The 23,732-nt window shown below is 72.2% G+C and carries 14 protein-coding genes; 4 read left to right on the top strand and 10 right to left on the bottom strand.

From position 1 onward, the window contains the following. Positions 1 to 22: 22 nt before the first annotated feature. The gene (locus ACN27D_RS12570; RefSeq protein ID WP_121684371.1) at positions 23 to 3,526 is read left to right on the top strand and encodes an NACHT domain-containing protein; all 3,504 of its coding nucleotides are present in this window, start codon (positions 23 to 25) and stop codon (positions 3,524 to 3,526) included. Between the two features lie 41 nt (positions 3,527 to 3,567). Next, positions 3,568 to 4,488, top strand: coding sequence for an alpha/beta fold hydrolase (locus tag ACN27D_RS12565; RefSeq protein WP_421499153.1), 921 nt, complete (start codon positions 3,568 to 3,570; stop codon positions 4,486 to 4,488). Here the strand turns inward: ACN27D_RS12565 and fxsT are convergent. From fxsT to ACN27D_RS12530, 7 genes are all read right to left on the bottom strand, one after another. Next, positions 4,466 to 8,401 carry an FxSxx-COOH system tetratricopeptide repeat protein gene (gene fxsT, locus ACN27D_RS12560; RefSeq protein ID WP_421499152.1) on the bottom strand — a complete coding sequence of 1,312 codons (3,936 nt, stop codon included), beginning with the start codon at positions 8,399 to 8,401 and terminating at the stop codon, positions 4,466 to 4,468. The genes ACN27D_RS12565 and fxsT overlap by 23 nt on opposite strands. Then, entirely contained in the window at positions 8,398 to 9,588 is a 1,191-nt protein-coding gene (locus ACN27D_RS12555; RefSeq protein ID WP_421499151.1) for a TIR-like protein FxsC, read from the bottom strand. The genes fxsT and ACN27D_RS12555 overlap by 4 nt, the downstream gene beginning before the upstream one ends. A 129-nt stretch (positions 9,589 to 9,717) precedes the next feature. Continuing rightward, the gene (locus ACN27D_RS12550; RefSeq protein ID WP_421499150.1) at positions 9,718 to 10,521 is read right to left on the bottom strand and encodes an aminoglycoside N(3)-acetyltransferase; all 804 of its coding nucleotides are present in this window, start codon (positions 10,519 to 10,521) and stop codon (positions 9,718 to 9,720) included. Then, positions 10,518 to 12,824 carry an FxsB family cyclophane-forming radical SAM/SPASM peptide maturase gene (locus ACN27D_RS12545; protein ID WP_421499149.1) on the bottom strand — a complete coding sequence of 769 codons (2,307 nt, stop codon included), beginning with the start codon at positions 12,822 to 12,824 and terminating at the stop codon, positions 10,518 to 10,520. Before ACN27D_RS12545 ends, ACN27D_RS12550 begins: the two co-directional genes overlap by 4 nt. A gap of 6 nt (positions 12,825 to 12,830) precedes the next feature. After that, complete coding sequence (locus ACN27D_RS12540) at positions 12,831 to 13,004, bottom strand: hypothetical protein (RefSeq protein WP_013289092.1); 174 nt, start codon at positions 13,002 to 13,004, stop codon at positions 12,831 to 12,833. Between the two features lie 274 nt (positions 13,005 to 13,278). Further along, positions 13,279 to 15,540, bottom strand: coding sequence for a hypothetical protein (locus tag ACN27D_RS12535; protein ID WP_421499148.1), 2,262 nt, complete (start codon positions 15,538 to 15,540; stop codon positions 13,279 to 13,281). Between the two features lie 10 nt (positions 15,541 to 15,550). Beyond that, entirely contained in the window at positions 15,551 to 17,596 is a 2,046-nt protein-coding gene (locus ACN27D_RS12530; RefSeq protein ID WP_421499147.1) for a hypothetical protein, read from the bottom strand. Positions 17,597 to 17,907: 311 nt separating this feature from the next. Between ACN27D_RS12530 and ACN27D_RS12525 the strand changes: the two genes are divergently transcribed. Further along, a complete protein-coding gene (locus ACN27D_RS12525; protein WP_421499146.1) occupies positions 17,908 to 19,446 on the top strand; it encodes a non-reducing end alpha-L-arabinofuranosidase family hydrolase in 1,539 nt (512 codons plus the stop codon). A 179-nt stretch (positions 19,447 to 19,625) separates the two neighbouring features. Then, a complete protein-coding gene (locus ACN27D_RS12520) occupies positions 19,626 to 19,919 on the top strand; it encodes a DUF4287 domain-containing protein (protein ID WP_421499145.1) in 294 nt (97 codons plus the stop codon). A gap of 145 nt (positions 19,920 to 20,064) precedes the next feature. Here ACN27D_RS12520 and ACN27D_RS12515 read toward each other — a convergent pair whose 3' ends face one another. The 3 genes from ACN27D_RS12515 to trpS all read right to left on the bottom strand — a co-directional run bounded on the left by ACN27D_RS12515 (position 20,065) and on the right by trpS (position 23,705). Then, entirely contained in the window at positions 20,065 to 20,586 is a 522-nt protein-coding gene (locus ACN27D_RS12515; protein ID WP_120574091.1) for an alpha/beta hydrolase, read from the bottom strand. A gap of 70 nt (positions 20,587 to 20,656) precedes the next feature. Next, the gene (gene argS, locus ACN27D_RS12510; RefSeq protein WP_421499144.1) at positions 20,657 to 22,375 is read right to left on the bottom strand and encodes an arginine--tRNA ligase; all 1,719 of its coding nucleotides are present in this window, start codon (positions 22,373 to 22,375) and stop codon (positions 20,657 to 20,659) included. 271 nt (positions 22,376 to 22,646) lie between these two features. After that, on the bottom strand, positions 22,647 to 23,705 hold the full coding sequence (gene trpS / locus ACN27D_RS12505) for a tryptophan--tRNA ligase (protein ID WP_357898662.1): 1,059 nt from the start codon (positions 23,703 to 23,705) through the stop codon (positions 22,647 to 22,649). Between the last annotated feature and the right edge of the window lie 27 nt (positions 23,706 to 23,732).

The following is a 23,732-nucleotide window of genomic DNA, read 5'->3' as shown; positions in this document are numbered from 1 at the left end:
CGTCAGCGGCGAAAGGGGCGGCATGCCGCGCCGTTCGAGCCTCAGCTATCGAGATGCGTTACGACTGCTGGCCCCGGGCAGCACGCGCATCACCCAGACCGACAAGGTGGTCAGCGCGGGAATCCTGGGCGCCGGGGCGCTCACCCAAGGCGCGGCGCTCGCTCTGCTCGGCCCGAAGAACGCGCTCATGCAGCTCGTCCGGGACGCCACCGGAAACCAGGCCGGCCGCATCCGGACAACCGGCGGGAAGTCGTATTACGAACTGCTGGAGGCCAGCCACACCGTGCTGGCGCTGTCCGCGTTCTTCGACGGTTTCCGCGACGAGGTCGGGCCGGGTTTCGACCGGCTGGAACTGACCGACGAGGAGAAGGTCGGCATGGTGCCGGCCGAGCGGCGCCACCACACGCTTCCGCAGGAGATCGACGGCGGCTACTTCCCGCTGCCCTCGTCCGTGCACGGCATGGACGACACCCGCCGGGACGTCGAGGCCGCCTACGTCAAGCTGTACGACGCGACGATCGCGTTCTGCGAGGGCCTGGCCGCCTGGCCGTCGGTGCGACGCGGGCTCGACCTCACGTCGATGCGCTCCCGCGTGGTGGGCCGGGCCATGTGGCACTACGAGGACCGCTTCGACCGGCTCGCCGCTGACCTCCCCGAGTTCGGGTTCCGGATGATCCGGCAGGCGATCGAGCACAACCTGATCGACAACCGGACGCTGACCACCGAGGTCTCGGCCCGGCTGGACGCGCTGGCGCAGCTCTACCGCAACCTCGCCGAGCTGTCCGGCCCGGTGGCCGCCGACCGGCCCGACCTGCTCCGCGAATCACTGGACCGGCTCACCGGCTCGCTCGCGGCGGTGTTCCGGCAGCCGCTGCTGCGGATCAAGGACGTCGACTTCCACCTGCGGCTGCCGAATGTGGACAGCGGCTTCATCAGCCCCGACTTCCGGGCCGCCGAGTACGGCAAGCACACGTCACCGGAGCGGGAGCGCTGGTGGGATGACCAGCCGCGCCGGGGTGACCTCGTCGGGTTCCTCTCCGAGTACCTGACCGATCCGGCGAGCCTGCACCGTCCGCTGCTGCTGCTCGGCCAGCCGGGCGCCGGCAAGACGTTGCTGACCCGGGTGATCGCGGCCCGGCTGCCGGCGAGCCGGTTCACCGCGATAGTGGTGCCGCTACGGCGGATGTCCGGGGACTCGTCGCCGACCGAGCAGATCGAGGCGGCGATCGAGCAGGTGATGGACGAGCGCATCCGCTGGGCGGACCTGCGCCGGGCCACCCAGCACACCACGGTCGTGGTGATCTTCGACGGGTTCGACGAACTCGTGCAGGTCACCGGCACGGCCCATTCGCAGTACATCGACCGGGTGGCCGAGTTCCAGGAGGCCCAGTGGGATCTGGGCTACTCGGTCATCCCGATCATCACGTCCCGGATCCTGGTGATGGACCGCGCCAGCGTGCCGCAGGGCACCGTGCTGGTCCGGCTGGAGGACCTGACCGACGCCCAGGTGACGGCCTGGCTGGCCGCCGTCAACGCGGCGAACGAGGACCGCCCCGGCTACCGCCGGCTGTCCGCCCGGGAACTGCTGTCGCACGGCGAGCTGGCCCGCCAGCCGCTGCTGCTCACGCTGCTGGCGATCTACTACAACGAGCACTGGGCCGACCGCCGTCCCGGCGTCACCATCTCCCGGTCCGACCTGTTCACCGGCCTGCTCACCGCGTTCATCAGGCGGCAGGTGAGCGAGAAGGCGCCGACCGCCCTTCCGCCCCACGAGCGGGAGGCCCGCGAGCACCAGCTCCGGCGCGACCTGGCGATCACCGCGTTCGCCATGTTCAACCGCAACCGGGAACTGGTGAACCGGGCCGCGCTCCGCCTCGACCTGGACTGCTTCGGCTCCGGGCCCGGAGACGGCTCACGGTTCGAACTCGGCGACGTGCTCGGCCCGGAACAACTGGTCACCGCCGCGTTCTTCGTGGTGTACGGCCCGGACGACGTGCAGGGCGAGGACGCCCGGCGCACGTACGAGTTCCTGCACACCACGATCGGCGACTTCCTGATCGCCGAGTACGTCATCGGGGCGCTGCGGAGCCTGGCCGAGCTGCGGCGGCACACCCGCAGCCCGGCCGGCTTCGGCTACCAGCTGGACACCGGCCAGTTCCGCGCGCTGCTCTCCCACCAGCCGCTGGTGAAGCGGGAGGCGGTGGTCGGCTTCGCGCGCGAGCTCAGTTCCCGCCACCCGGAGGAGCGGGACGGGATCGTGGAGACCATCGCCGGCCTGCTGGCCGAGGCCCGGCAGCGGACCAACCTGGCCGGCGTGGACGGCTACCGGCCCGCGCCGTACGACCCGGTGCGGCTGCTCGCCGCGTACACCGCGAACCTGGTCGCGCTCGCCGCGCTGGTGTCGCCGGACGGCGTACGCCACACCGACCTGATGGACGAGGCGACCTGGGTGTCGACGGTCCGTCTGTGGCGGGCGGGACTGGACGAGAAGGGCCAGCTCGCGATGATCAGCTGGCTCGGCCGGGACGCCGACGGCCGGATCATCGCCGAGCGGCGGCGCGAAGGCCGGGGCGAGACGGTGAACGTGGCCGCCGAGGAGGCGCGGCTGCTCGGCGACATCACCACCTACGGCCAGTTGCAGGCGGGCGCGCGGACGTGGCGCGGCCAGCAGCCGGACAGCTTCGAGGCCGGCCGGTTCCACGCCGACCTCGTGTCGCTCGCCACCCGCCGCTGGCCGGTGCCGTCCCTGCACCAGCTCATCCTGTACGACGAGCGCAGCTACCGGCGACTGTGGGCGCGTGCCGTCGAGTCACCGGAGGCGGTGTCCAGCACGAGCGCCACGGTCCTGCTGGAGTGCCTCGCCGAGGACGGCGCGCAGTTGCCCCGCGAGGTGGTGTGCGGGCTGACCCGGGTGGCGCTGAGCCGCCTGCCCGACTCGCCGACCGCGCCGCCCGAGCTGATCATCTCGTGCCCGTACCTGATCGACGAGTTCCCGGAACTGGTCGACTCGCTCGGTACGACCGACGACCACGCGGTGCTGCACGCGCTGATCCTGCGGCACGGGCTCCACCGGCTGCCGCAGCGGTACGTGCCCCGGGTCCGCCGGGTGCTCGCCGACATCGAGGACCGGCTCGCGGAGCTGCCGCTGGAGGACGGCGTGGTGTCGGCCGAGATGGCCGAGCAGTTCGCCGCCGCCCGGGTCGACAACCGCACCGCGCTGTGGCTGCTGATGGCGTTGAGCGAGTACGCCGAACTGGCCTGGCCGAAGATCCCGCCGAGGACGATGCACGCCCTGCTCGCGCACCGGCTGCCGGACGAGTTCCTCGACGAGGCGAGCCTGTGCCGGCTGCTCCTGGACTACCTGCGGGCCTACGACCGGGTGCCGGCCGAGGTCTCGCTGGCGTCCGCCCTCGACACGCTGCGCGTCCTCGCCGCGTCCGACCCGTCCGCCGGCCGGTCCAACCGAACCGGTCAGGCCGGCCCGTCCGATCACACCGGCCAGATCCCGGCCGCCGAGGCGGTCTGACCACGCCACCCGTACCGCCACCACCCGTTCGGAGGCCCCGATTGGCACACTCGCCCCGGCACCGAGAGCACATCGTCCGAACGGGAAGGAGGAACCTGGCGGTCGACATCGCCGGGGCGGAACGCGGCTGGCCGGTCTTCCTGATGCACGGCACACCCGGCAGCCGCAACGGTCCACGGCCACGGTCCATCGTGCTGCACCGGCTGGGCGTACGGCTGATCTCGTACGACCGGCCGGGTTACGGCGGTTCCAGCCGGCTGCCCGGCCGCCGGGTCGCGGACGCCGCCGCGGACGTCGCGGCCATCGCTGACGACCTGGGCCTGGACGGGTTCTCCGTGGTGGGGCGCTCCGGCGGTGGCCCGCACGCCCTGGCCTGCGCCGCGCTGCTGCCGGATCGGGTCCGGCGGACCGCCGTCCTGGTCGGTCTCGCCCCAGCCGGTGCGGCCGGGCTGGACTGGTTCGGCGGCATGACCGACGCCAACGTGCGGGACTACGGCGCCGCCGAGCGCGACGTGCCGGCGCTCGCCGAGCAGTTGCGGCTGCGGGCCGAGCGGACCATGGACGACCCGGGCTCGCTGCTCGCGCTGCTGGTCGACCAGATGACCGAGGCCGACCGCCGGGTGGTGGCCGGCGTGCCGATCCGCCGGCAGCTCACCGACGCCTACGCCGAGGCGCTGCGCCAGGGGCCGCACGGCTGGATCGACGACGTTCTCGCGCTGCGCGCCGACTGGGGCATCACGCTCACGGACATCCGGATGCCGGTCCGGCTGTGGCACGGCGCCGACGACAACTTCGCCCCGGCCAGCCACACCCGCTGGCTGGCCGAGCAGATCCCCGGCGCGCAACTGCACGTCCAGCCGCGCAGCGCGCACTTCGGCGCGGTGGAGGTGCTGCCGGAGATCCTCGCCTGGCTGGCCGACCCGCTGGAACGGACCGCTGTCAGATCGGATGCGGGTCGATGATGCGCCGCTGCAACCGGCTCTCCCGGGCGGCCTCCACGGCCGGGTGGTTCTCGCCCAGCCGGTAGGTCAGCTCACGGGTGACCGCCTCCAGCTCCGCGCGCCGGCCGCTCTCCACCCGCTCCTGCATCACCACCAGGTTCGCCCGGCAGCGCAGCGTGTTCGTGTGGTCGCGGCCGAGGATCCGGACCAGCCCGTCGTGCGCGCGCCGCAGCAGGCTCAGCGCCTCCACGTCCGCGGCCTCGCGGCCCTCCGGCGGGTCGGGCTGTTCGGCGATGCAGATGCCCTGGTTCATCCAGCCGGAGAGCGGGTACGGGTGCCCGCTGCCCAGCACGCCAGCGAGCGAGTCGGCGGACCGGCCGGCGAGCTGCCGGGCCTCGGCGAAGTCCCCGGCGCGGCGGGCCACCATGGCGAGGTTGACCATGCAGACCAGCGTCAGTGGGTGCGCCGGACCGAGGTTGCGCTGGTAGATGCGGTGCACCTCGGTGAGTTCCCGGCTGGCGCGCTGGAACAGGTCGACGGTGAGCAGGTTGATCGACAGGCTCAGCCGGCAGGTGAGCGTCTCCGGGTTGTCCGGACCGAACCGCTCGTTCAGCAGCTCGTAGGCGGCTTCGAGGAGCTTGCCCGCCTCGACCGCGTGCCCGGCCGCGCGCAAGGACACCGCCAGGTTCGTCTGCGTCCGCAGGGTGATCAGGTGTTCGGCCCCGGCCGTGTGCAGCAGGTCCCGGTGGACGCTGCGCAGCCGGGTGACCGACTGCTCGAAGTCGCCCGCGTCGCGCATGTCGATGCCGACGTACGCGGAGGAGGCCAGCGTGTCCGGGTGGTTCTCCCCGAGGATCGCGCGGCGTCCGGCCAGCACCATCTCGTCGTTCTTGCGGGCCTCCCGGAAGTCGCCCATCAGGCGCTGCGTGCTGGCGAGGTTGTTGAGCGCGGCGAGGGTACGCGGGTGCTCCTCGGTGAAGTTCCGCTTCCACGCGTTGAACGTGATCTCGTCCAGGCGCAGCGCCTCGCTGTACATGCCCATGCCGCGCAGGTCGCGGGCGAGCCCGCCGGCGGTCATCAGCGTGTGCGGGTGGTCCTCGCCGAGCAGGTCCCGCTGGGCCGCCAGCACCTCCTCGTCCAGCGCCCGGGACTCGGTGAACTGCCCGAGGAAGGCGAGGATGTTGGCGAGGTTGAACTGGAGGTGCAGCAACTGCCGGCGCAGGTCGTCGCGCGCCCGCGGGTCGGTCTCCTCCGCCAGCATCTGCTCCCAGGTCTGCGCGACCTCCTGCCCGAGCCGCCGGCCGGTCTCCAGGTCGCCGCGCAACTGGAGGTAGCGGACCCGGTCGATCATCAGCGCCCGCACCTCCACCTTGCGGCTCAGCGGCGCCTTGGACGCCTCCAGGTGCGGCCAGATGACGCGGAACCGCGGCCAGCCGTCGGGGTCGTCGACCTCGCCCTCGGGCCGGGCGGCGGCGAGCACCAGGTGGACCTGCTGGCGTGCCTCGTCGAGTTCCGCCTCCGTCATCCGGGACCGGACGGCGTGCTGGAGCAGGCGGTGCATGAGCACCAGGCCGCCCCGGCCCCGCTCGCCGCCGGCCGGGTTCTCGGCCCGCAGGTCGACCCGCACCAGGGCGAGCCGGTTGGCCTGCTGCACCAGTTGCTGGCGGACCAGCCGCTCCTTGGCCTGCGGGTGGAACGGCACCAGCGCCTCGGCGAACTCGTCGCTGTAGACCAGGTCGGCGGAGATCTCCGGCGCGAACACCGAGCAGAGTTGCAGCACCCGGTAGGCCGCCGGATTGCGGGTCCGCAGGTGGTTGAGCGACAACTCCCAGGTCGCCTCCACCGAGACGTTGCTGTTCGGCTCCATCACCGCACCCGGACCGAACTTGGCGATCTCGGTGAGGTAGCTGTCGACGGAGTGGCCGGTGTCGGCGAGCCAGGCCGCGGCGGCGGTGACGGCGATCGGCAGGTCGCCGAGCAGGGCGGCGATCCGGTCGGCCTGGTCGACGCGCATGTTCGGCACCCGCTCGGTGAGGTGCTGGATGCTCTCCGCGCGCTTGAACACGTCGACCTGGACGGTGGTGGCCCGCTCGACCCACTGGAGGTTCCGGGACGTGATCAGGACGTGGCCCTTGCCGTCCGGCACGTACGGCAGCACACCCTCGATCTCGTCCGCGTTGTCCATGATCAGCAACCAGCGGAGGTCGGTGCGGCGTAGCGCCTGGAGCACCAGCCGGGCGTTCTCCCGGTTCGACTCCGACGACGGAACGCCCAGGTAGGGCGCGAGGTCACCGATCGCCGACTCGATGAACGGCACCTGGTCGGCGTCGATCCACCACACCATGTCGTACGCGGCGCGGTAGCGGTGGGCGTACTCCAGCGCGAGCTGGCTCTTGCCGATGCCGCCCATGCCCTGCAACGCCACCGGCCCGGTGCCGGAGAGCACCACCTTCGGGCTGCTGCGCAGCAGCGTCCGCAGCTCGCGCAGGTCCGCCTCCCGGCCGGTGAAGCGCTTGTTGCGGCCCGGCACCTCGAACACCGTGTTGTCGCGGCCGGGGAACCGGGGACCGGTCGGCAGCTCCAGATCGGCGGGCACGCCCTCGCGGCCGACCAGGCGCAGGATCCGCGCGGCGGCGGTCCGCGCCTCCAGCCCGGCCACCGAGACGGTGTGCGCGGCGGCCACGTTCGCCAGGCGCCGCACGTCCGCGACGTAGACGACGAGCGGCACCTGGTCGGGCGAGCGGTCCGGCGCCGCGAGCACCGCCTCCTCGTTGGCGTTGGACTCGGAGACGATGATCAGCTCCCGGGCCGTCCGGGGCGCCTCGTCGTCGGTGAACCACGGGTCGGTCACCCGGACGTCGGCCGAGACCAGCAGGTGACCGATCCACTCCGCCCACACCCGGTCGTACGGGGCGTGCCGGAGCAGGATCTCGTTCTCCACCGAGTTGGAGGTACGGGTGAACCGGGCGTTGACCCGCTCGCGTACCGCGCTGCTCATCGGCGGCAGCGACTCCACCTCGCCCCGGGTGATCTCCCGGGCCAGCACCTCGTACGCGGACAGCAGCGACCCGTTGACGCCGGGCTGGTCGGCGAACGTGGCGAGCAGTTCCTCGTACGCGTAGAACGCCTGGTAGGGCACCTGCATCCGGGCCCAGTACCGGTCCCGGTCGGCCTCGCTCATCCCGCTCGGCAGCCCGCTGAAGCGTTGCCGGGCCACCGCCCGACCGGTGTCCGCCTTGACCTTCTCCGCCGGGTCGATGCGCATCGGCACGGGCAGCACCCGGATCCGCCGCGACCCGTAGCGGTGCTCGACCAGCCGAGCCACCTTGGCCGCGCCGGTGATGCCCTGCTCGCTGAGGGTGAAGCAGGTGACCAGCACGTCCGGCAGCTGGATGGTGCAGATGTCGGCGACGTCGGAGAACCCGGTGCGGCTGTCGATCAGCACGTAGTCGTAGTTGCGCTTCATGTCGGCGCGCAGCGCGTCGAAGAAGTAGCCGCCGCCCTGCCGCTCGTAGAACTCGTCCCAGTTCATCCCGGCGAGCGCGCCGGCGTAGTCGTTGTTCTGCTGGCCGGCGCCGAGGAAGTCGAGCGTCCCGTCACCGGGGAAGTTGGACCAGTTCAGCGAGAACGAGTACTTGTGCACGCGGGCGTACTGCTCGTGCCAGCGGTCGTCGCCCTTGTCCTGCTTGGTGGTGGTCGCCCACTCGTACTCCCGGATCAGGTCGATCACCCCGCCGGTGCTCTCCAGCGCGTCCCGGTCGATGAACGGCGCGAAGAAGCGCGACAGGCCGGGGGATTCCAGGTCCCAGTCGACGGCGAGCACCCGCTTGCCGTTGGCGGCGAGGATCCAGGCGACGTTCGCCAGCGCCATCGTCCGGCCGGTGCCGCCCTTGTAGGAGTAGAAGGTGACGACCTGTCCCTCGCGTCGGGTCATGTGTCCACTCCCTCGTCGGGCGGCGGGTTCTCCCAGAGCCGGGGTTTGCTGATCGGCCGTCCCGGCGGCGGGTAGGCCGGTCTCGCCTCCAGGTAGCGGCGGCGCATCCGGTCGACCAGGCCGTGGATTCCGGCCCGCCAGTCGTCGTACGTGGTGATCGCCAGCGGGCGTGCCGCGGCCGGGAAGATCGCGATGGCCCGGTCGAGCAGCACCGCCGCGTGGGAGCGGCGGCCGGGTGCCGAGTCCTCGATGATCACCACGACGCCCACCCAGCGGTGCAGCGAGGCCGCGGCCGCGCGGACGGCCTCCGCACCGTCCGGCGTCTCGACCACCCGAGGATCGATCATGAGTACGCCCGGGCAGCCCCGGAACAGCCCGGCATCGGGTACGAAGTCCCGGACGTCGATCGGCATCCGCAGCCGCTGCACCGCGTCGGTCACGTCGTCGACCACCGGCGGCCGGTCGCGGAACGGGCGCCACCGGCCGGCGTGCGTGTCGGACCGCCCGTTGAGCCGGCCCGCCTCCGCCGGTTCCTCGGGCGCGATCACCACCGCCCGGAACGGCACCTCGCTGGTCGGCGACGACGGGAGGTCGGTCGGGCCGGTCGGCGGCTCGGCCGGTTGCAGCGGGGTCTGCTCGGCGGTGTCGACGATGTGCTGGGCGAGCCGGCCCAGCACCTCCTTGTAGGCGTGCTGGAACTTCTGGAGCCGGCAGAGCGCGCTCATCCCGTTCGCGGCGTACGCGTCCACGTCGGCGGCCATCGCCACCGCCCGGGCCTGGTCCGGCGCGTGCACGGCGGCGGGCGACGGGATCCACAGGACCGGCAGGATGTTGTCGCCGTCGGGCGGGCGGCCGGCCCGGATCAGCCGTTGCCGGAACCACTCCCGCTCCCGGCGTGAGTCGTCCCGGTTGAGGTAGTCGGGTGAGTACAGCGGCACGAACACCTCGGCCTCGGCCAGTGCGGTGCGTTTTCGTTCCGTCCGGTCGTCCGGCGGCCGCACCATGAAGTCGGCGAAACCCTGCCGGCGTAACCGGTCGCCGCGCCGGCCGTCGATCGCCAGGTTGAGATCGTGGTAGAAGCGGCGGACCCAGTGGTCGCCCGGGGTGCGGTCGTTGTGCGTCGGCGGGGGGACGTAGCTGAGGAAGAAATAGGGCGGGCCCGGCAGCGCGGGCCGCTCAGAGGTCACGGCGACACGACCGTTCCACGGGAAGTGCGCCTGACCCCCAACCGCCAATGATCACGCGCTGCTCCCCGGTCGACACGATACGGCGTCTATCGATCAGGGTAGAGAGGTTGCGCTCGGGTTACCAGGCCCTCACCGTCCGATGTGGGCGTCCATCCACGCCACGGCGGCGCCCACCGCGCCGGATATCGGCAGCAGCCGGGCCGGCGCGTCGCCGACCGTCCCGTGCCGGGTGAACGCCGCCCGGTCCAGCTCCGCGCCGATCTCGCTGAACAGGGCCGCGTCGAGGTGCGGCGCCTCGAAGTCGAGCCGTTCCCGGCGGCCGTCGCGCACCACGTAGCAGCGGTACGGACGCCGCTGCGGCGGGCGGCGCAACCGGTACTCGGCGAGGTGCAGCGCGGTGCATGTCGCATAACCGACACCGAGCAGCAGCGTCCACGCGCCGGCCGCCTCCAGGGCGGCCAGCGGGGACCGCTCCCCGAGGTGGGAGTCCAGGTCGTGGACGCGCATCAGCTCCTCCGCCCGGGGCCCCCACGCGCTGAACGACGTCTGCGGGTGCCGGCTGCGGACCGCGCCGGGCAGCCGGCGTACGTGCTCGGCGAACGCGCCGACCCCGAACGACGGTGTGACGGCCGGGTCGAAGCCGGGCATCCGGTCCTCGTACGCCAGGCGTTCCTCGTCGGTGAGCCCGGCGGTCGCGGCGCGGTACGCGGCGCTGCTCACCGAGTTGTCCGGGGTCTGCGCCGGGACCACGACGGTGCCGGACGGGCCCACGGCCGTGCGCAGCGCCGCGGCCAGGGCGTCCGCGCCACCGTCGACCGGTCCGAGCGCGCGCAGGGAACAGTGCACCAGCACCACGTCGCCGGGGCCGAGCCCGAGCGCGCGCAGGTCGGCGGCGAGCGTGCCGGCCCGGTACGTGGTCCGGGCGGCGGTCACGACGGCCACCCGGACATCGAGCGGGCGACCTGCCGGACCAGCCGCGATCCCGCCGGGGTGAGCGCGTCCGCCCGTTGCAGCGCGCCGATCGCCTCGGCCGTCCAGTCGCGGTACCGGCGGTAGACCGCCTGCGCGCCGTCGACCTGGCGGCCGGCCCGGATCCGCCAGATGTCGGCCACCGCCGCGTGCGCGTAGATGCCGTGCAGGACGGCCTCCGCGGGCCGGGGGTCGGGCCGCCAACCCACTGTGATGTCGATCGGCCGGGTGCCGTCGACCAGGTCGCAGATGTCCAGCAGAGCGTTCATCTTGCTGTGCTGGAACTCGTGCACGAGCAGCACCGCGAGCGATCCGGCGTCGGTCTCCGTGGCCGCGACACCGCCGAACGCCTGCCGCGCGGTCGACGCCTCGCTGACACCGGTGCCGCTGCGCCGCAGCGGCACCACGGCCCGCAGCCCGGCGCGCAGCTCCTCGGCGTGGCCCGGCACCTCGTCCCGGATCACCCGCCACGCAGCCGCGAACATCTCGGCCCAGCGAGCGGCGCCGGCGTCGTCGAGCCGGTCACCGGCGGGCAGCCGGTGGCAGTCGCGGTGCGGGTCGCCGTCCTCCAGCAGGACGCTCACGTCCGGCGCGGTGAGCACGCGGGCCGGCCACCACCTCGGCGCGTCCCCGGGCGTCCCGGGCCGGACCGTGACCGTCACGTCCCCGGCGGTCACCCGCAGCGAACCCGGGCCGGTCTCGACCCGTGCGGCGCCGTCGCCCACCTCGGGCAGCAGGACCGTGCCCACCGTCGGCAGGTGCAGACGGCCGGATCGCACCGGTACGTCGAGGCGTACCGGCGTGCCGGCGTCGAGCGAGGCGGCGACGGCGAGCGCGGTCAGGTAGTCCGGTCCCTGCCGGGCGCCGGTGCCGGTGCCGGCGAGGCAGTCGACAGCCCACGCCCGCACGTAGGGATGGGCCGCGATCCGGGCGACGGATTCCGGCGCGCCGCGGTCGAGGGCGGTCAGCGCCTCCCAGCCGTCGGCTCCGGCCCCGCCGGCCGGCAGCCGGTCGGCCACCTCGGCGAGCAGCGCGCGGACGATGGCGATCTGCGCCTCGACGAGCCGGCCGATGGCGACCCGGTCGCCGGTCAGCGCCGCGAGGCGGTCGATGAAGTCGTCGGGCAGGCCGGCGTCGAGCCGGACGGGTGCTGGTGGGTTCTCGTTCACGTGCACGATCAGCTCTTTCAGATCGGCGCAGTAGACACTCGGATGGTCGAAGTGCCCGGCGCCGTACCGGTGGGCGAAGAGTCCGCCGCCGCACTGGTCGACCACCGGGCACCGCCGGCACTCGTCGCTGAGCCCGGCCCGGCCGGAGCGGCGGCGGGCCAGGAGCGGGTCGGCCGCCACGTCGTCGGCCGCGTGCGAGAAGACGGTCATGCCGGTGGACGGCGCGCCGTCGTACGCGGTCTTGAGCGAGTCCGCCTGTTCCCACTCGCCGTCCGTCTCGATCACCGCCAGGTCGACCGGGTCGAGACCGAGCCACTCGGTGCCGCTGGGCCCGCCCGCGGCGGTGGACAGCAGCGAGTCGAAGAGGCGGACGGAGACCGGCCGGCCGTCGGCCCGCCAGCGGTCGTAGACGGCACGCAGCCAGTCCGCGTACGCGGTGCCGTCGCCCGCCGGCCGCCACGGCGGGTCGTCCCAGGTGGCGTGCGGGAGCAGGAAGTCGATCCGCGGAGGCTCCTGGGCGAGCAGTGACTCGTACACCGCGATCGGGTCGTTGCGCACGTCCACGGTGCACAGCAGGCCGGAGTAGATCCGCCGGTACGCCGGGCGGCGCAGCAGGGCGAGCGCGCGGAGCACCTGGTCGTAGCTGCCGGCACCGGACCGGAAGCGCCGGTGCCTGTCGTTGGCGGCCCGGTCGCCGTCGAGCGATACGCCGACCGCCACGTCGTGTTCGGCGAGCACGTCGCAGAGCCGCTCGGAGAGCAGGACGCCGTTGGTCTGCATGCCGAGCCGGAGCCGGGTGACCGGGCCGACGACTCGCCGGAGGTCCGCGAGCACCTCGCCCAGCCGCTCGGCGCCGAGCAGCAGCGGTTCCCCGCCGTGCAGGATGACAGTGACGTCCGGCAGGGCGTGGGCCGCGGCGTGTTCGGCGATCCGCCCGGCCGCGGCCCGGAGCACCTCCGGCGTCATCCGTACCGGGCGGCGGCGCCAGCTCTGGTCGGCGTGTTCGTAGACGTAGCAGTGGTCGCACGCCAGGTCACACCTGGCGTGCACCTTGAGGACGAACTCGGTGAGCGCCGCGCGGGCGGGCCCCGGGGCCATCGGGGATCAGATGAACGACGAGAACTTCGCCGCCGGGATCCGGGTCTGATCGAGGTGAGCCGCCATCACCCGGCGCACGATGGGGGAGATGTCCGCGGCGGAGAGCCGGTCGAGCGGCTCCGCGCGGACCCTGCCCAGCGAGACCGGGGGCTCATCCTGGCGCAAGGGTGCGGTTGTCATGAGTCTTCCTTAGGTTCGTGTACGCCGGCCGAGCACAGCGGCGACGGCCAACCTAGTGCCTCTGGGGGATCCAGCACCATCGACCCACCGGTGGGGAGACGGTTCTTTTTGGACGGTTCGCCGGCCGGCGCCGTCGTCGCCAGGGGGAGCGACCGTAAGGGATCAATTATGCGCCTTTTTGCCCATCTGGACCACGAATCGAAAGTTCAGACTTTGCCAGAAATCGTCCACCCCGATCCCCTGGTCAGGCGAGGGATCGGGGTGGACGAGGGGCTCAGACGGCCGGGCCGCTCCCGGACGGTGCGCCGAGGTGGATGCCGACGTCGGCCGGCTCGGTCATCTGGTCGTACGCCCTGGTCCGGAGCCGGTTGGTCTGCACCTCGCCGTCGAGCAGCGCCGCCCGCAACGCCTCCGCGTCGCTGATCTCCTTGGCGGTCACCGCGTCGGCCGCTGTCGTGGCCCCCTGCACCACCTCCAGGTGGGTGCCGTCGGTGGGCATCAACTCGGTCCACTTCGCCAGGCAGTACACCCGCTCCGGCACGTCCTGGCACTCGGTGGTCAGCTCGGGCATCTCGTCGCCGCTGCCGAGGTGGCCGGTCCGGTACGTCGTCAGCTCGTCCGCGAACGCCGTCAGCTCGTGCTCCACCTGCGGCGCCAGGCTGGTCGCCACCACCTTGCCGAAGATCCACCGCAGCGCGGTCAGCTCCATACCGGCCCGCACCGGCAGGTAGAGCTTCGCCCAGCTCGCGTTGACGAAGTCGCCGGGGTCGCGTTCCGGGGCGCGGGCGTCGCCGCCGGACCACCAGCCGGGGTACGCCACGAACGACGCGCGCTCCCAGTCGAAGACGCGGTGCCAGAAGTCGATCTCCCACGCCTCGTCCCGCACGCTGGCCGGGAAGTGCGCCTCCACGATCTGCGAGACCATCTCGTTCACCGGGGAGAAGCCGGCCCGCAACCGCGCCTCGAACTCGTCCCCGGCCGTCTCCGCCGCCGCCAGCGCCTCGTCGCGCCGGTCCTGCCACTCCTGGAGATCGGTCAGGTAGCCCGCGACGAGCGCGTTGTACGCCGCGTCGTCGGCGGTCTGGTCCACCACCGTCGGGGTACGCCGGAACCCGGCGGCGAGCTGCACGTCCGCGCCCGGACCGGCCAGCCAGCTCCGGGCGCCGACGTGCACGCGTACGCGCAGCACCGGCCGGCCGTCCGCCTCGGTGACCACCGGCACGCCCACCACCCGGGCGGCGATCGCCTCGGGCGGGCGGCGGGTGATCAGCGTGAGGTTCTGCCGGATCGTGTCGATGTCGCCGTCCCACTCCCAGCCGGCGTCGAACGCGACGTCGACGTCGTAGTCGGCGCTCATGTCACCGGTGAATCCCCACTTGTCGAGCGTGACCACGGAGGAGTACACGACGCGCGTCTCCACCGCTGCGGGCGCGCCACGCGGCGGGCGCTCCGGCTTCACCGGCATCGGGGGCAGCGCGGCGACCGCGTTGTCGCGGATCCGCTTCCGCCCGTCGACGATCTTCTGCGCGAAGGCGAACGCCGGATCCTTGATCGTGGGGGCCCAGCAGACCCGCGCGCCGTACCGCTCGTGGGCCAGCTCCAGCCGTTGCAGCACCTTGAAGTAGTGCAGCGTGATCGGCGTGGCCCGGTTCGGGTTGCGGACGGTGCGCTTCGAGGAGGACTCCGTACCGGTCTCGCTGACCAGCTTGAAGTCGGTCTTGTGCTGGGTGCGGTAGCGCGCCGCGACCTTCGAGGTGGCGGTCCGGCTGTCCTTGACCGCGCGGCGGCTCGTCTCCTGGCTCGCCGCGGTGACGCTGGTGGCGAAGCCGATGGTGTGGCTGGCGTTGAAGGTGCCCCAGATGCCGGTCGGGCTGGTGTACTGGCCGGTGTGGCTCGCGTTGAGCCCCCAGGTGTCGGTGAGCAACTTCTGCCGCTCGAAGCCCTCCTGGAGTTCGGTGGTGAGCGCGCTGGTCAACTCGACGTCGGTCTGCTGTTCCGACTCGTTCTGCTCCTCCAGGGTCAGCTCGCGCTTGGTGTAGGTGCGCTGCTCCAGCACCGCCTCCTCACCGGGGGCGAGCGCCAGCGCGTAGACGTGCTCGCCGAGCGCGAAACCCACCGGCCGGATCCGGGTGCGGTCGAGGAACGCGATGCCCACGTCGGACTGGAGCAGCCCGGCGAGGAACTCCGCCTGCTGGTCGCCGAGCAGCGTCTGGCGTCGCGCCGGCGGCTCCCGATACGACATGCCCGAGTCGGCGCCGGGCAGCGCCTCGGTGGCGGCGTCCATCTCGTTGGCCTTCCACAGGTCGGCCAGGCCGAGTTCCTTGAGCAGGTGCGGCAGCCGGTCGCCGTCGAGCCCGCCGTAGCGGATCGCCTCGATCAGCGCCTGTTTGACGTAGAACGGCAGGATGGGCGTCTCGCCACCGCCGAAGGTGAGCCGGACCGGTACGAAGTAGTTGGAGTAGACGTACCGGTCGGAATGCGCGGTGCTGAAACCAAGCGTCGCCGGATCGGCGTCGGCGACGACGACTCTGCCCATCGGTGCTCCTCTACAGCGGCAGTTCGAACAGGGCGTGCAGCCCCCGGTACGTCATCTCGTGCGAGGTGACGAAGAACCCGGGGAACAACTGGCTGAGGGCGGCCTGGCGGACGACCGTCTCGCGTACGGCGTGCGCGGTCAGTTCTTCGAGACCGGCGACGACCTCGGCCGGCACACCGCCCTTCGCGGCTCGCTGGTACGCCTCCGCGATCGCCTCCCAGCGACCGTCGAACGTCTCCCCGAGGTCGTCGGCGACGGTTCCCCAAGTCTTCTCGAAGCGCTCCAGCTTGGTCGAGGACGTCCAGTCGACGTTCGTGACGCGGGCCGCCTCGGGGTCGACGAGCAGCAGGTCGGAGCGGAGGTCCCCGACAGTGGTCGACGCCTTCCACCGGAACCGTTCGGCGAGGTGGCCGGCGAGCGCCTTCTCCGCTCCGGTCGCGGCCGGGTTGCCGGTGAACCCGACGAGCCGCAGCAGCAGGTCCCGGTCCGGGTGGCCCAGCAGCATCTGGGCGACGGTCTGCCGTAGCACCGCCTCGGAGCCGCGCAGCGCGGGCGCCAGCTCCGGGTGGGCCGCGCGGACCGCCTCGACCACTGTCGCCAGCGACTTCTCCGCGAACGCCTCCAGGCCCGGCGACCGGCCGACGAGCTGCGCGACCTCGGCCGCCATCCGCCGGTGCACCTGCTGGCCGAGCCGCCACGGTTGCGCCTGCCCGGCCTTGCGCAACGCGCGGAACTCCTCGTACGCGGCGGTCTGGAGCGCCCTGTTGAACGCGGTGGTCAGCCGCTGCTCCAGTTGCCGGGCGATGGCGGCGCGTACGGCGGCGGCCCGGATGTCCCGGGGTGTCTTCGGCGGTTTCAGCTCGCGCAGGTCCTCGACCCGCTTGATGATCTCGTCGAGCGCCTCGGTCAGCTCGGCGCGGGTCGCGGCGCGGCCGGCCGACGAAACCGTCTCCGACATGCTCGCCATCAGCACGGGCCGGCCGTCGAGGCTCACCAGCGCGCCGAGCCGGGTGCCCGCACCGGCGCCTGCGAACGCCTCGGCGTGCGCCGCCTGGTTGAACACGGTCAGTGTGAGTTCGGCGTCGACGAGCAGCGCCCGGCCCTGGCGGAACAGCGCGTCGAGCACCTTCGGGGGGAAGAGCGTCCGCAGCATCGCGAGGCCCACCTGAGGCGTGGCGACAATCGCCGCCCGGCCGATCGCCACCAGCAGCGCGGCCGTCTGGGCGGTCAGCAGGCGCGCTTCCCGGGCACCGGCGAGCAGCAGCGGCACGTACCGGACGGCGGCGCGCACCGCGACGCCGCCGAGCAGCCGGGCGAGCTGCACCAGGCCGGTGAGCACCTGATAGAGGTCGCCGGCGACGCGCCCGAGCAGCCGGCCGGCGGCGAACGGGTCGAGGTCGTCCAGGTGGCGGGCGAACTCGGCCGCCCACCCGCGCCACAGCGCCAGCAACCGATCCGGCACTGTGGTGGGGTCCAGCGCGGCCACGATCCCGGCCAGCGCCTGGCGTACGACTGTGGCCTGGTCGGCGAGGCGCTGGACACCGGCGCGCGGGTCGACCGTGAGCACGATGAGCGTGGTGAACTGCTCCTGCTGGAGACGGCCGATCAACTGCACGAGCTTGCCGAGGTCGACCACCACCGTCGCGACTGACTCCCCGACGCCGACGGCGAATCCGTCCAGGAACAGCTTCGGGTTGATGCCGTTCCAGGCCGCGTAGTGCCGCATCGCGTCGAGCAGTGCGGGATCGAGACCGAGCAGGTAGCGGCGGAACGCGCCGTCGGTGTCGACGTCGGAGGCGGCCAGGTCGAAGAACGCCTCGGCCAGCCGCAGTCGCGCGAGCATCGAGACCAGGTCCCAGACGTTGTCCGGGGTGATGCGGCCGGTCATCGCGGCCAGCACCCGCTCGCGGGTCATCGACCGGGTGGCGTGGGCGTCCAGCCAGTACTTGACGGTCAGCGCGACGAACTCCACGCGCGGGTCCTGGGTGCGTACGCCGAAGACCGCGGCCCGGTCCTCGGCGGACACCCGCGGCACGCCGAACCAGTCCCGGATCATGACGGATTCGTCCGTCGGCTGCCCCAACTCCCCCACCACCCCTCCAGCCGTGTGCACTGTCGGGCCGTGGTGCGGGCGGCGGTAGTGCTGGGTCGAGAAGCTGACATGGCCCGGTGACGTCACGCGCCCGCCAGCCATCGACTGTTACGACTTGACGAACGACGTGTTATCGCTCACAGTCGATGGCACAGGGCGGCGGCTTGGGCGGCTCGCCGGGCGGGCGCGGCTGGGCGCGTGGCAGGCCGGGTGTGGGATCAGTGCGCTTCGACGGATTGTTAGCGCTCACAACATGTCTGATCTGAGGGAGGAACATGTTTGCTTTCGGTAGGTCCCCATCGACTGTGTCGCCGCCACGACGGCGCGGATGGCTGCCGCGCGTCGTCGCCACCGGCGCGGCAGCGCTACTCGTCGGCGCCGGCGCCGTGGCGGTCGTGTCCGCGCCCGCCGCCGCCGCGAGCGTCGACACGAGCGCCTGGTACGTCCTGGTCAACCGCAACAGCGGCAAGGCGCTCGACGTCTACAACCTGGCCACCAACGACGGCGCGCGGATCACCCAGTGGACGCGCAACAACGGCAACCAGCAGCAGTGGCAGTTCGTCGACTCCGGCGGCGGCTACTACCGGCTGAAGTCACGGCTGTCCGGCAAGGTGCTCGACGTCTACAACTGGTCGACCGCCAACGGCGGAAGCATCGTGCAGTGGTCCGACACCAACGGGACCAACCAGCAGTTCCGGCTGGCCGACTCCGACAGCGGCTACGTCCGCCTGATCAACCGCAACAGCAACAAGGTGGTGGAGGTGCAGGGCGCCTCGACCGCCGACGGCGGAAACATCGTCCAGTACGACGACTGGAACGGCGCCAACCAGCAGTGGCAGCTCGTCCGGGTGGACGGCGGCGGCAACCCCACCACGCCGGCGCCGACCACGCCGCCCCCGGGTGGCACGTGCAACCTGCCGTCGACGTACCGGTGGTCGTCGACTGGCGCGTTGGCGCAGCCGCGCTCGGGCTGGGTGTCGCTGAAGGACTTCACAGTGGTGCCCTACAACGGGCAGCACCTGGTGTACGCGACCACGCACGACACCGGGTCGTCGTGGGGGTCGATGAACTTCGGGTTGTTCTCGAACTGGTCGCAGATGGCTTCGGCGTCGCAGAACGCGATGTCGTCGGGGACTGTGGCGCCGACGTTGTTCTACTTCGCGCCGCGCAACATCTGGGTGCTGGCCTACCAGTGGGGACCGACCGCGTTCTCGTACCGGACCTCGACGAATCCGACGAACCCGAACGGGTGGTCGTCGGCGCAGCCGCTGTTCACCGGCAGCATCTCCGGTTCCGGCACCGGCCCGATCGATCAGACGCTGATCGCCGACGACCAGAACATGTACCTGTTCTTCGCCGGTGACAACGGCAAGATCTACCGCTCCAGCATGCCGCTGAGCAACTTCCCCGGCAGCTTCGGCTCCAACTACACGACCATCATGTCGGACTCGACGAACAACCTGTTCGAAGCCGTGCAGGTCTACAAGCTGCAGGGCCAGACCCGCTACCTGATGATCGTCGAGGCCATCGGCTCCCAGGGCCGCTACTTCCGCTCCTTCACCGCCACCAGCCTGGGCGGCTCGTGGACCCCGCAGGCCGCCACCGAGTCCAACCCGTTCGCGGGCAAGGTCAACAGCGGCGCGACCTGGACCAACGACATCAGCCACGGCGAACTGATCCGCACCACCGCGGACCAGACCTTCACCGTCGACCCCTGCAACCTCCAACTGCTCTACCAGGGCCGCTCCCCCAACTCCGGCGGCGACTACGGCCTCCTGCCCTACCGGCCCGGGCTGCTCACGCTCCAGCGCTGAGCGCGTACCCCGAGATCTGGAGAGCCCGGCCCGCGTGATCGCGGGCCGGGCTCTCCGGCGTCTCGCCCGGCGATCGTTGACCTGGAGGCAACGACGGTGGCCCGGTCCGTCGTTGATCGGAGCCGCGCCGCCCGGGAGGGTGGAGGTTGTCACCACCTCCCGGACGAAGGGTTGAGCAGATGTCCTTCCAGGCGTACCTCGACGCGATCGAGGACAAGACCGGCAAGACCCCGCGCGTCCTGGTCGACGAGGCCAAGGAGCGCGGCTACGACACCGCCGACGTGAAGGCCGGCGTGATCGTGGGCTGGCTCAAGGACGAGTACGGCCTCGGCCGGGGCCACGCGATGGCCCTGGTCCACGTGATCAAGAACGGGCCGAAGATCAGCGCCAAGCACGTCGGCTCCACCGGCACCCACCGCGACGACAGCGACACGCTGTGGCTGGACGGCAGGGCCGCCCGAGCCTCCGCGTAGCGGGGCGTGGACAGCGACGCCTACCGTTCGCCCCATGGGAGCGATCAAGCCGTGGCACCTGTCCGTTCTGATGCTCTGCTGCCTGCTGCCGCTCATCGCGGCAGTGGTGGCGGTGGTGTGGACGCGGCGGAGTCGCCGCTGACCGTCAGCGGCCGGCGACGAACTCCTCCACGGCGGTGCAGACCCGCCCGAGCGCCTCGGCCGAGGCCGCCAACGGTCCAGGCACCATCATCGAGTGGTCGGCGTCGGCGACCTCCACCACGTACGGGGTGAGCCGGCGCGCCACCGCACCGTCCCAGACCCGGTCGGCGGTGCCGCCGGCCAGCAGGAACGGCGCGGTGGCCCGGCCCAGCGGCTCCCGTACCGCGGGGTCGGTCAGCAGCGGCGTCAGCCAGACCGCCGGGATGCCCCGATCGGCGGCGAGCGGGGCGGCGAAACTGCCGAGCGACTTGCCCACGAGCAGGTCCACCCCGGCGTCGAGGACCGGATCCAGTTGCTCGGCGACCCACTCCGGCGCGCTGTCGAGGCGCAGATCCCCGATCGACCGCCAGGTCACCTCGTGCACGTCGAAGCCGAGCCGGCGCAACGCCTCACCGATGTAGACGAAGAGCGGACCCCGGGTGTCGTAGCCCCGTCCCGGAGCGAGTACCGCGCGTCGATCCGCCATGGTCGCCACCCTCTCGTTCGATCGATGCGTCACGCTAGCCGCCGCGCGGGCTTCCCGTGACCCCTCGGCCTCACAACCGTTCCGGGGTACGGATGCCGAGCAGGTCCAGGCCCTGCCGCAGCACCCGCCCGGTCAGCTCGCACAGCACGAGCCGGCTCTCCCGGACCGGCCCCTCGGCCCGCAGCACCGGGCAGCGCTCGTAGAACGCGCTGAACGCGACCGCCAGCCGGTGCAGGTACGCGGTCAGCCGGTGGAACTCCAGGCTGCCCGCCACCTCGTCGACCACCGCGGCGAAGCCGACCAGTTCCATGGCGAGCGCCCGCTCGGCCGGCTCGGCCAGCGAGACCGCCGCGTCCGGGCGCGCCGCCGCGCCGGCCCGCCGGAGGATCGACCGGACCCGGGAGTACGCGTACTGCAGATACGGCGCTGTGTTCCCGTCCAGCGACAGCATCCGTTCCCAGTCCAGCACGTAGTCCTTCTGCCGGTCGCCGGACAGGTCGGCGTACTTGATCGCGCCGACGCCGACCGCGCGCCCCACCTCGGCGGCCTCCGCCTCGCCCAGCTCCGGATTGCGCTCCCGGGCCAGCGTGGTGGCCCGCTGGACCGCCTCCGTGAGCAGCCCGGCCAGCTTCACCGACCCGCCGGCCCGGCTGCGCAGCATCCGCCCGTCCGGGCCGAGGATCGAGCCGAACCCGACGTGCTCGGCCCGCACCGGCGCGGCCAGCCATCCGGCCTGCGCGGCGACCGCGAACACCATCTCGAAGTGCCGCCGCTGCGGCAGCCCGACCACGTAGAGCAGCCGGGTCGCGCCGAGCGCGCCGGTCCGGTGCCGCAGCGCGGCCAGATCGGTGGCCGGGTAGCCGTACCCGCCGTCGGACTTGCGCACGATCAGCGGCAGCGGCTCGCCGTCACGGCCCACCGAGCCGGGCGGGAACACGCAGTCCGCGCCGTCGCTGCGCCGCAGCAGCCCGAGCCGGTCCAGCTCCTCGACAGTCGGGGCGAGCTGGTCGTGGTAGCTGCTCTCGCCCCGGAAGTCGTCGCCGGTCAGCGTCACGTCGAGCAGGTCGTACACGGTCAGGAAGTAGCTCTCCGACTGCGTCACCAGCAGCCGCCACAGCCGCAACGTCGCCGGGTCGCCGCCCTGCAACGCCACCACCCGCTGCCGCGACCGCTCCCGGAACGCCTCGTCGTCGTCGAACTTCGCCCGCGCCGCCTTGTAGAACCCGTCCAGGTCACCCATGGACAGCTCCTGCGCCGCCCCGGCCTCGCCCAGGTCGAGCAGGTGCTCGATCAGCATGCCGAACGGTGTGCCCCAGTCGCCGAGGTGGTTGGCGCGCAGCACCCGGTGCCCGAGCCACTCCAGCGTCCGCGCCGCCGCGTCCCCGATCACCGTCGACCGCAGGTGCCCGACGTGCATCTCCTTCGCCACGTTCGGCCCCGAGTAGTCGACCACCACCGTCTCCGGCTCGGCCACGGGCGGCACGCCGAGCCGCGAGTCGGCGGCCATCACGGACACCAGCCCGCCGAGCGCGTGCCCGGCCACCGTCAGGTTGAGGAAACCCGGACCGGACACCTCGACCGCCGCGCATACGTCGGCCAGCGCCGCGCGCTCCCGTACCTCCGCGGCGATCTCCCGCGGCGGCCGGCCGAGCCGCCGGGCCAGCCCCAGCGCCGCGTCGGACTGGAAGTCCGCGTGCTGCGAACGCCGCACGGCCGGGTCCACCGGCCCGCCGGCCACCGCCGCGAACGCAGGCGCCAGCCGGTCGGTGAGCAATCTTTCAAGATCCATGAGTACGCCGATCTCGCTGTGGATCCGCCGCGCGGATCACCTGACGGGAACGCGACGGCGGAGCGAGGACGATCGATGACGACCGGCGGCTCGATCCGCCGGTCGCAGGAGGGGAAGGCTCAGCGCAGGCGGTCGCGGGACCGCCGGCGTCGCAGCGCGCCGAGCCGGACGTCGGAGGACGTCATCGGGTACGCGTGCGAGCTGGCCATGTCGGCAGCGTAACCGGCCGGTCCGGGGTCGGCGCAACCGCGTACCCCGGACCGGCTCGTGGTCAGGCCGAGGTCGCGACGGCCTTGCGGTAGCGCTCGGCCCGGCGCCGCACCTGCGTGTACGCGCTGCTCAGGCCCATCGCCCGGCGGACCTCGACGAGCGTGCGACGCACCTGTTCACGGGTCCGCTCGGTGCCGGTGACGATCAGCTCGTCGACCAGGCCGGGCTGCGCCTCGAAGCGGGTCCGGCGCTCCCGGATGGGGTCCAGGAACCGGTTGAGCGCCGTCGCCAGCGCCTCCTTGACCTCCACGTCACCGACCCGGCCGGCCCGGTAGCGGGCCTTGAGGTCCGCCACCTGAGCCCGGTCCGGGTTGAAGATGTCGTGGTACTCGAAGACCGGGTTCCCCTCGACCGTGCCGGGCACGTCGGCGCGGACCCGGTTCGGGTCGGTGTACATCCCCATCACCTTGCGGCGCACCGTCGTCGCGTCGTCGGAGAGCGCGATCGCGTTCCCCTTGCTCTTGCTCATCTTCCCGGCGCCGTCGGTGCCGACGAGCGTGGGCGTGTCCGACATGATCATGTCGGGGACCGGGAAGACCTCGCCGTAGAGGTGGTTGAACCGCCGGGCGATCTCCCGGGTCACCTCGACGTGCGCGGCGTTGTCCTTCCCGACCGGCACGACCTGTCCCTTCACGCAGAGGATGTCGGCGGCCTGGAGGACCGGATAACCGAGCAGGCCGTACGGCATCTCGTCCTTGCCGGCGTCCCGGGTCATCTCCTTCAGCGACGGCACCCGTTCCAGCCGGGGCACCGTGATGAGGTTCTGGAACAGCGTGTTCAGGTCGCCGACCTCGGGGATCGCGGACTGGAGGTAGAACGTCGCCCGTTCCGGCTCCACCCCGGCGGCGAGGATGTCGGTGACCATCTCGCGGGCGTTGTGGGCGACCTGCTCGATGTCCGCGCGGCTGTTGCGCGTGGTGAGCATGTGCAGGTCGGCGATGATGAAGAAGCTCTCGTAGCGCTGGTGCAGCCGCACCCGGTTGGCGATGCTGCCCACGTAGTGGCCGAGGTGCAGTCGCCCGGTCGGGCGGTCGCCGGTGAGCATGCGTGCAGAGGACATGGCCGTACGCCTTTCGTGCCGTTCGCT

The sequence above is a fragment of the Micromonospora sp. WMMD1274 genome (assembly GCF_049179035.1).
Lineage (GTDB): Bacteria > Actinomycetota > Actinomycetes > Mycobacteriales > Micromonosporaceae > Micromonospora > Micromonospora tulbaghiae.
Note: the sequence above shows the minus strand (reverse complement) of the source record. Positions and strands in the feature narration are given on the sequence as shown.

What these genes read in the sequence shown, in the direction of transcription:
- ACN27D_RS12545 (WP_421499149.1), bottom strand. Translation starts at nt 12,824, where the DNA reads ATGGCCCCGGGGCCCGCCCGCGCGGCGCTCACCGAGTTCGTCCTCAAG.
- fxsT (WP_421499152.1), bottom strand. Translation starts at nt 8,401, where the DNA reads ATGACCCGACGCGAGGGACAGGTCGTCACCTTCTACTCCTACAAGGGC.
- ACN27D_RS12540 (WP_013289092.1), bottom strand. Translation starts at nt 13,004, where the DNA reads ATGACAACCGCACCCTTGCGCCAGGATGAGCCCCCGGTCTCGCTGGGC.
- ACN27D_RS12520 (WP_421499145.1), top strand. Translation starts at nt 19,626, where the DNA reads ATGTCCTTCCAGGCGTACCTCGACGCGATCGAGGACAAGACCGGCAAG.
- ACN27D_RS12535 (WP_421499148.1), bottom strand. Translation starts at nt 15,540, where the DNA reads ATGGGCAGAGTCGTCGTCGCCGACGCCGATCCGGCGACGCTTGGTTTC.
- ACN27D_RS12515 (WP_120574091.1), bottom strand. Translation starts at nt 20,586, where the DNA reads ATGGCGGATCGACGCGCGGTACTCGCTCCGGGACGGGGCTACGACACC.
- ACN27D_RS12530 (WP_421499147.1), bottom strand. Translation starts at nt 17,596, where the DNA reads ATGATCCGGGACTGGTTCGGCGTGCCGCGGGTGTCCGCCGAGGACCGG.
- ACN27D_RS12570 (WP_121684371.1), top strand. Translation starts at nt 23, where the DNA reads ATGCCGCGCCGTTCGAGCCTCAGCTATCGAGATGCGTTACGACTGCTG.
- argS (WP_421499144.1), bottom strand. Translation starts at nt 22,375, where the DNA reads ATGGATCTTGAAAGATTGCTCACCGACCGGCTGGCGCCTGCGTTCGCG.
- trpS (WP_357898662.1), bottom strand. Translation starts at nt 23,705, where the DNA reads ATGTCCTCTGCACGCATGCTCACCGGCGACCGCCCGACCGGGCGACTG.
- ACN27D_RS12525 (WP_421499146.1), top strand. Translation starts at nt 17,908, where the DNA reads ATGTTTGCTTTCGGTAGGTCCCCATCGACTGTGTCGCCGCCACGACGG.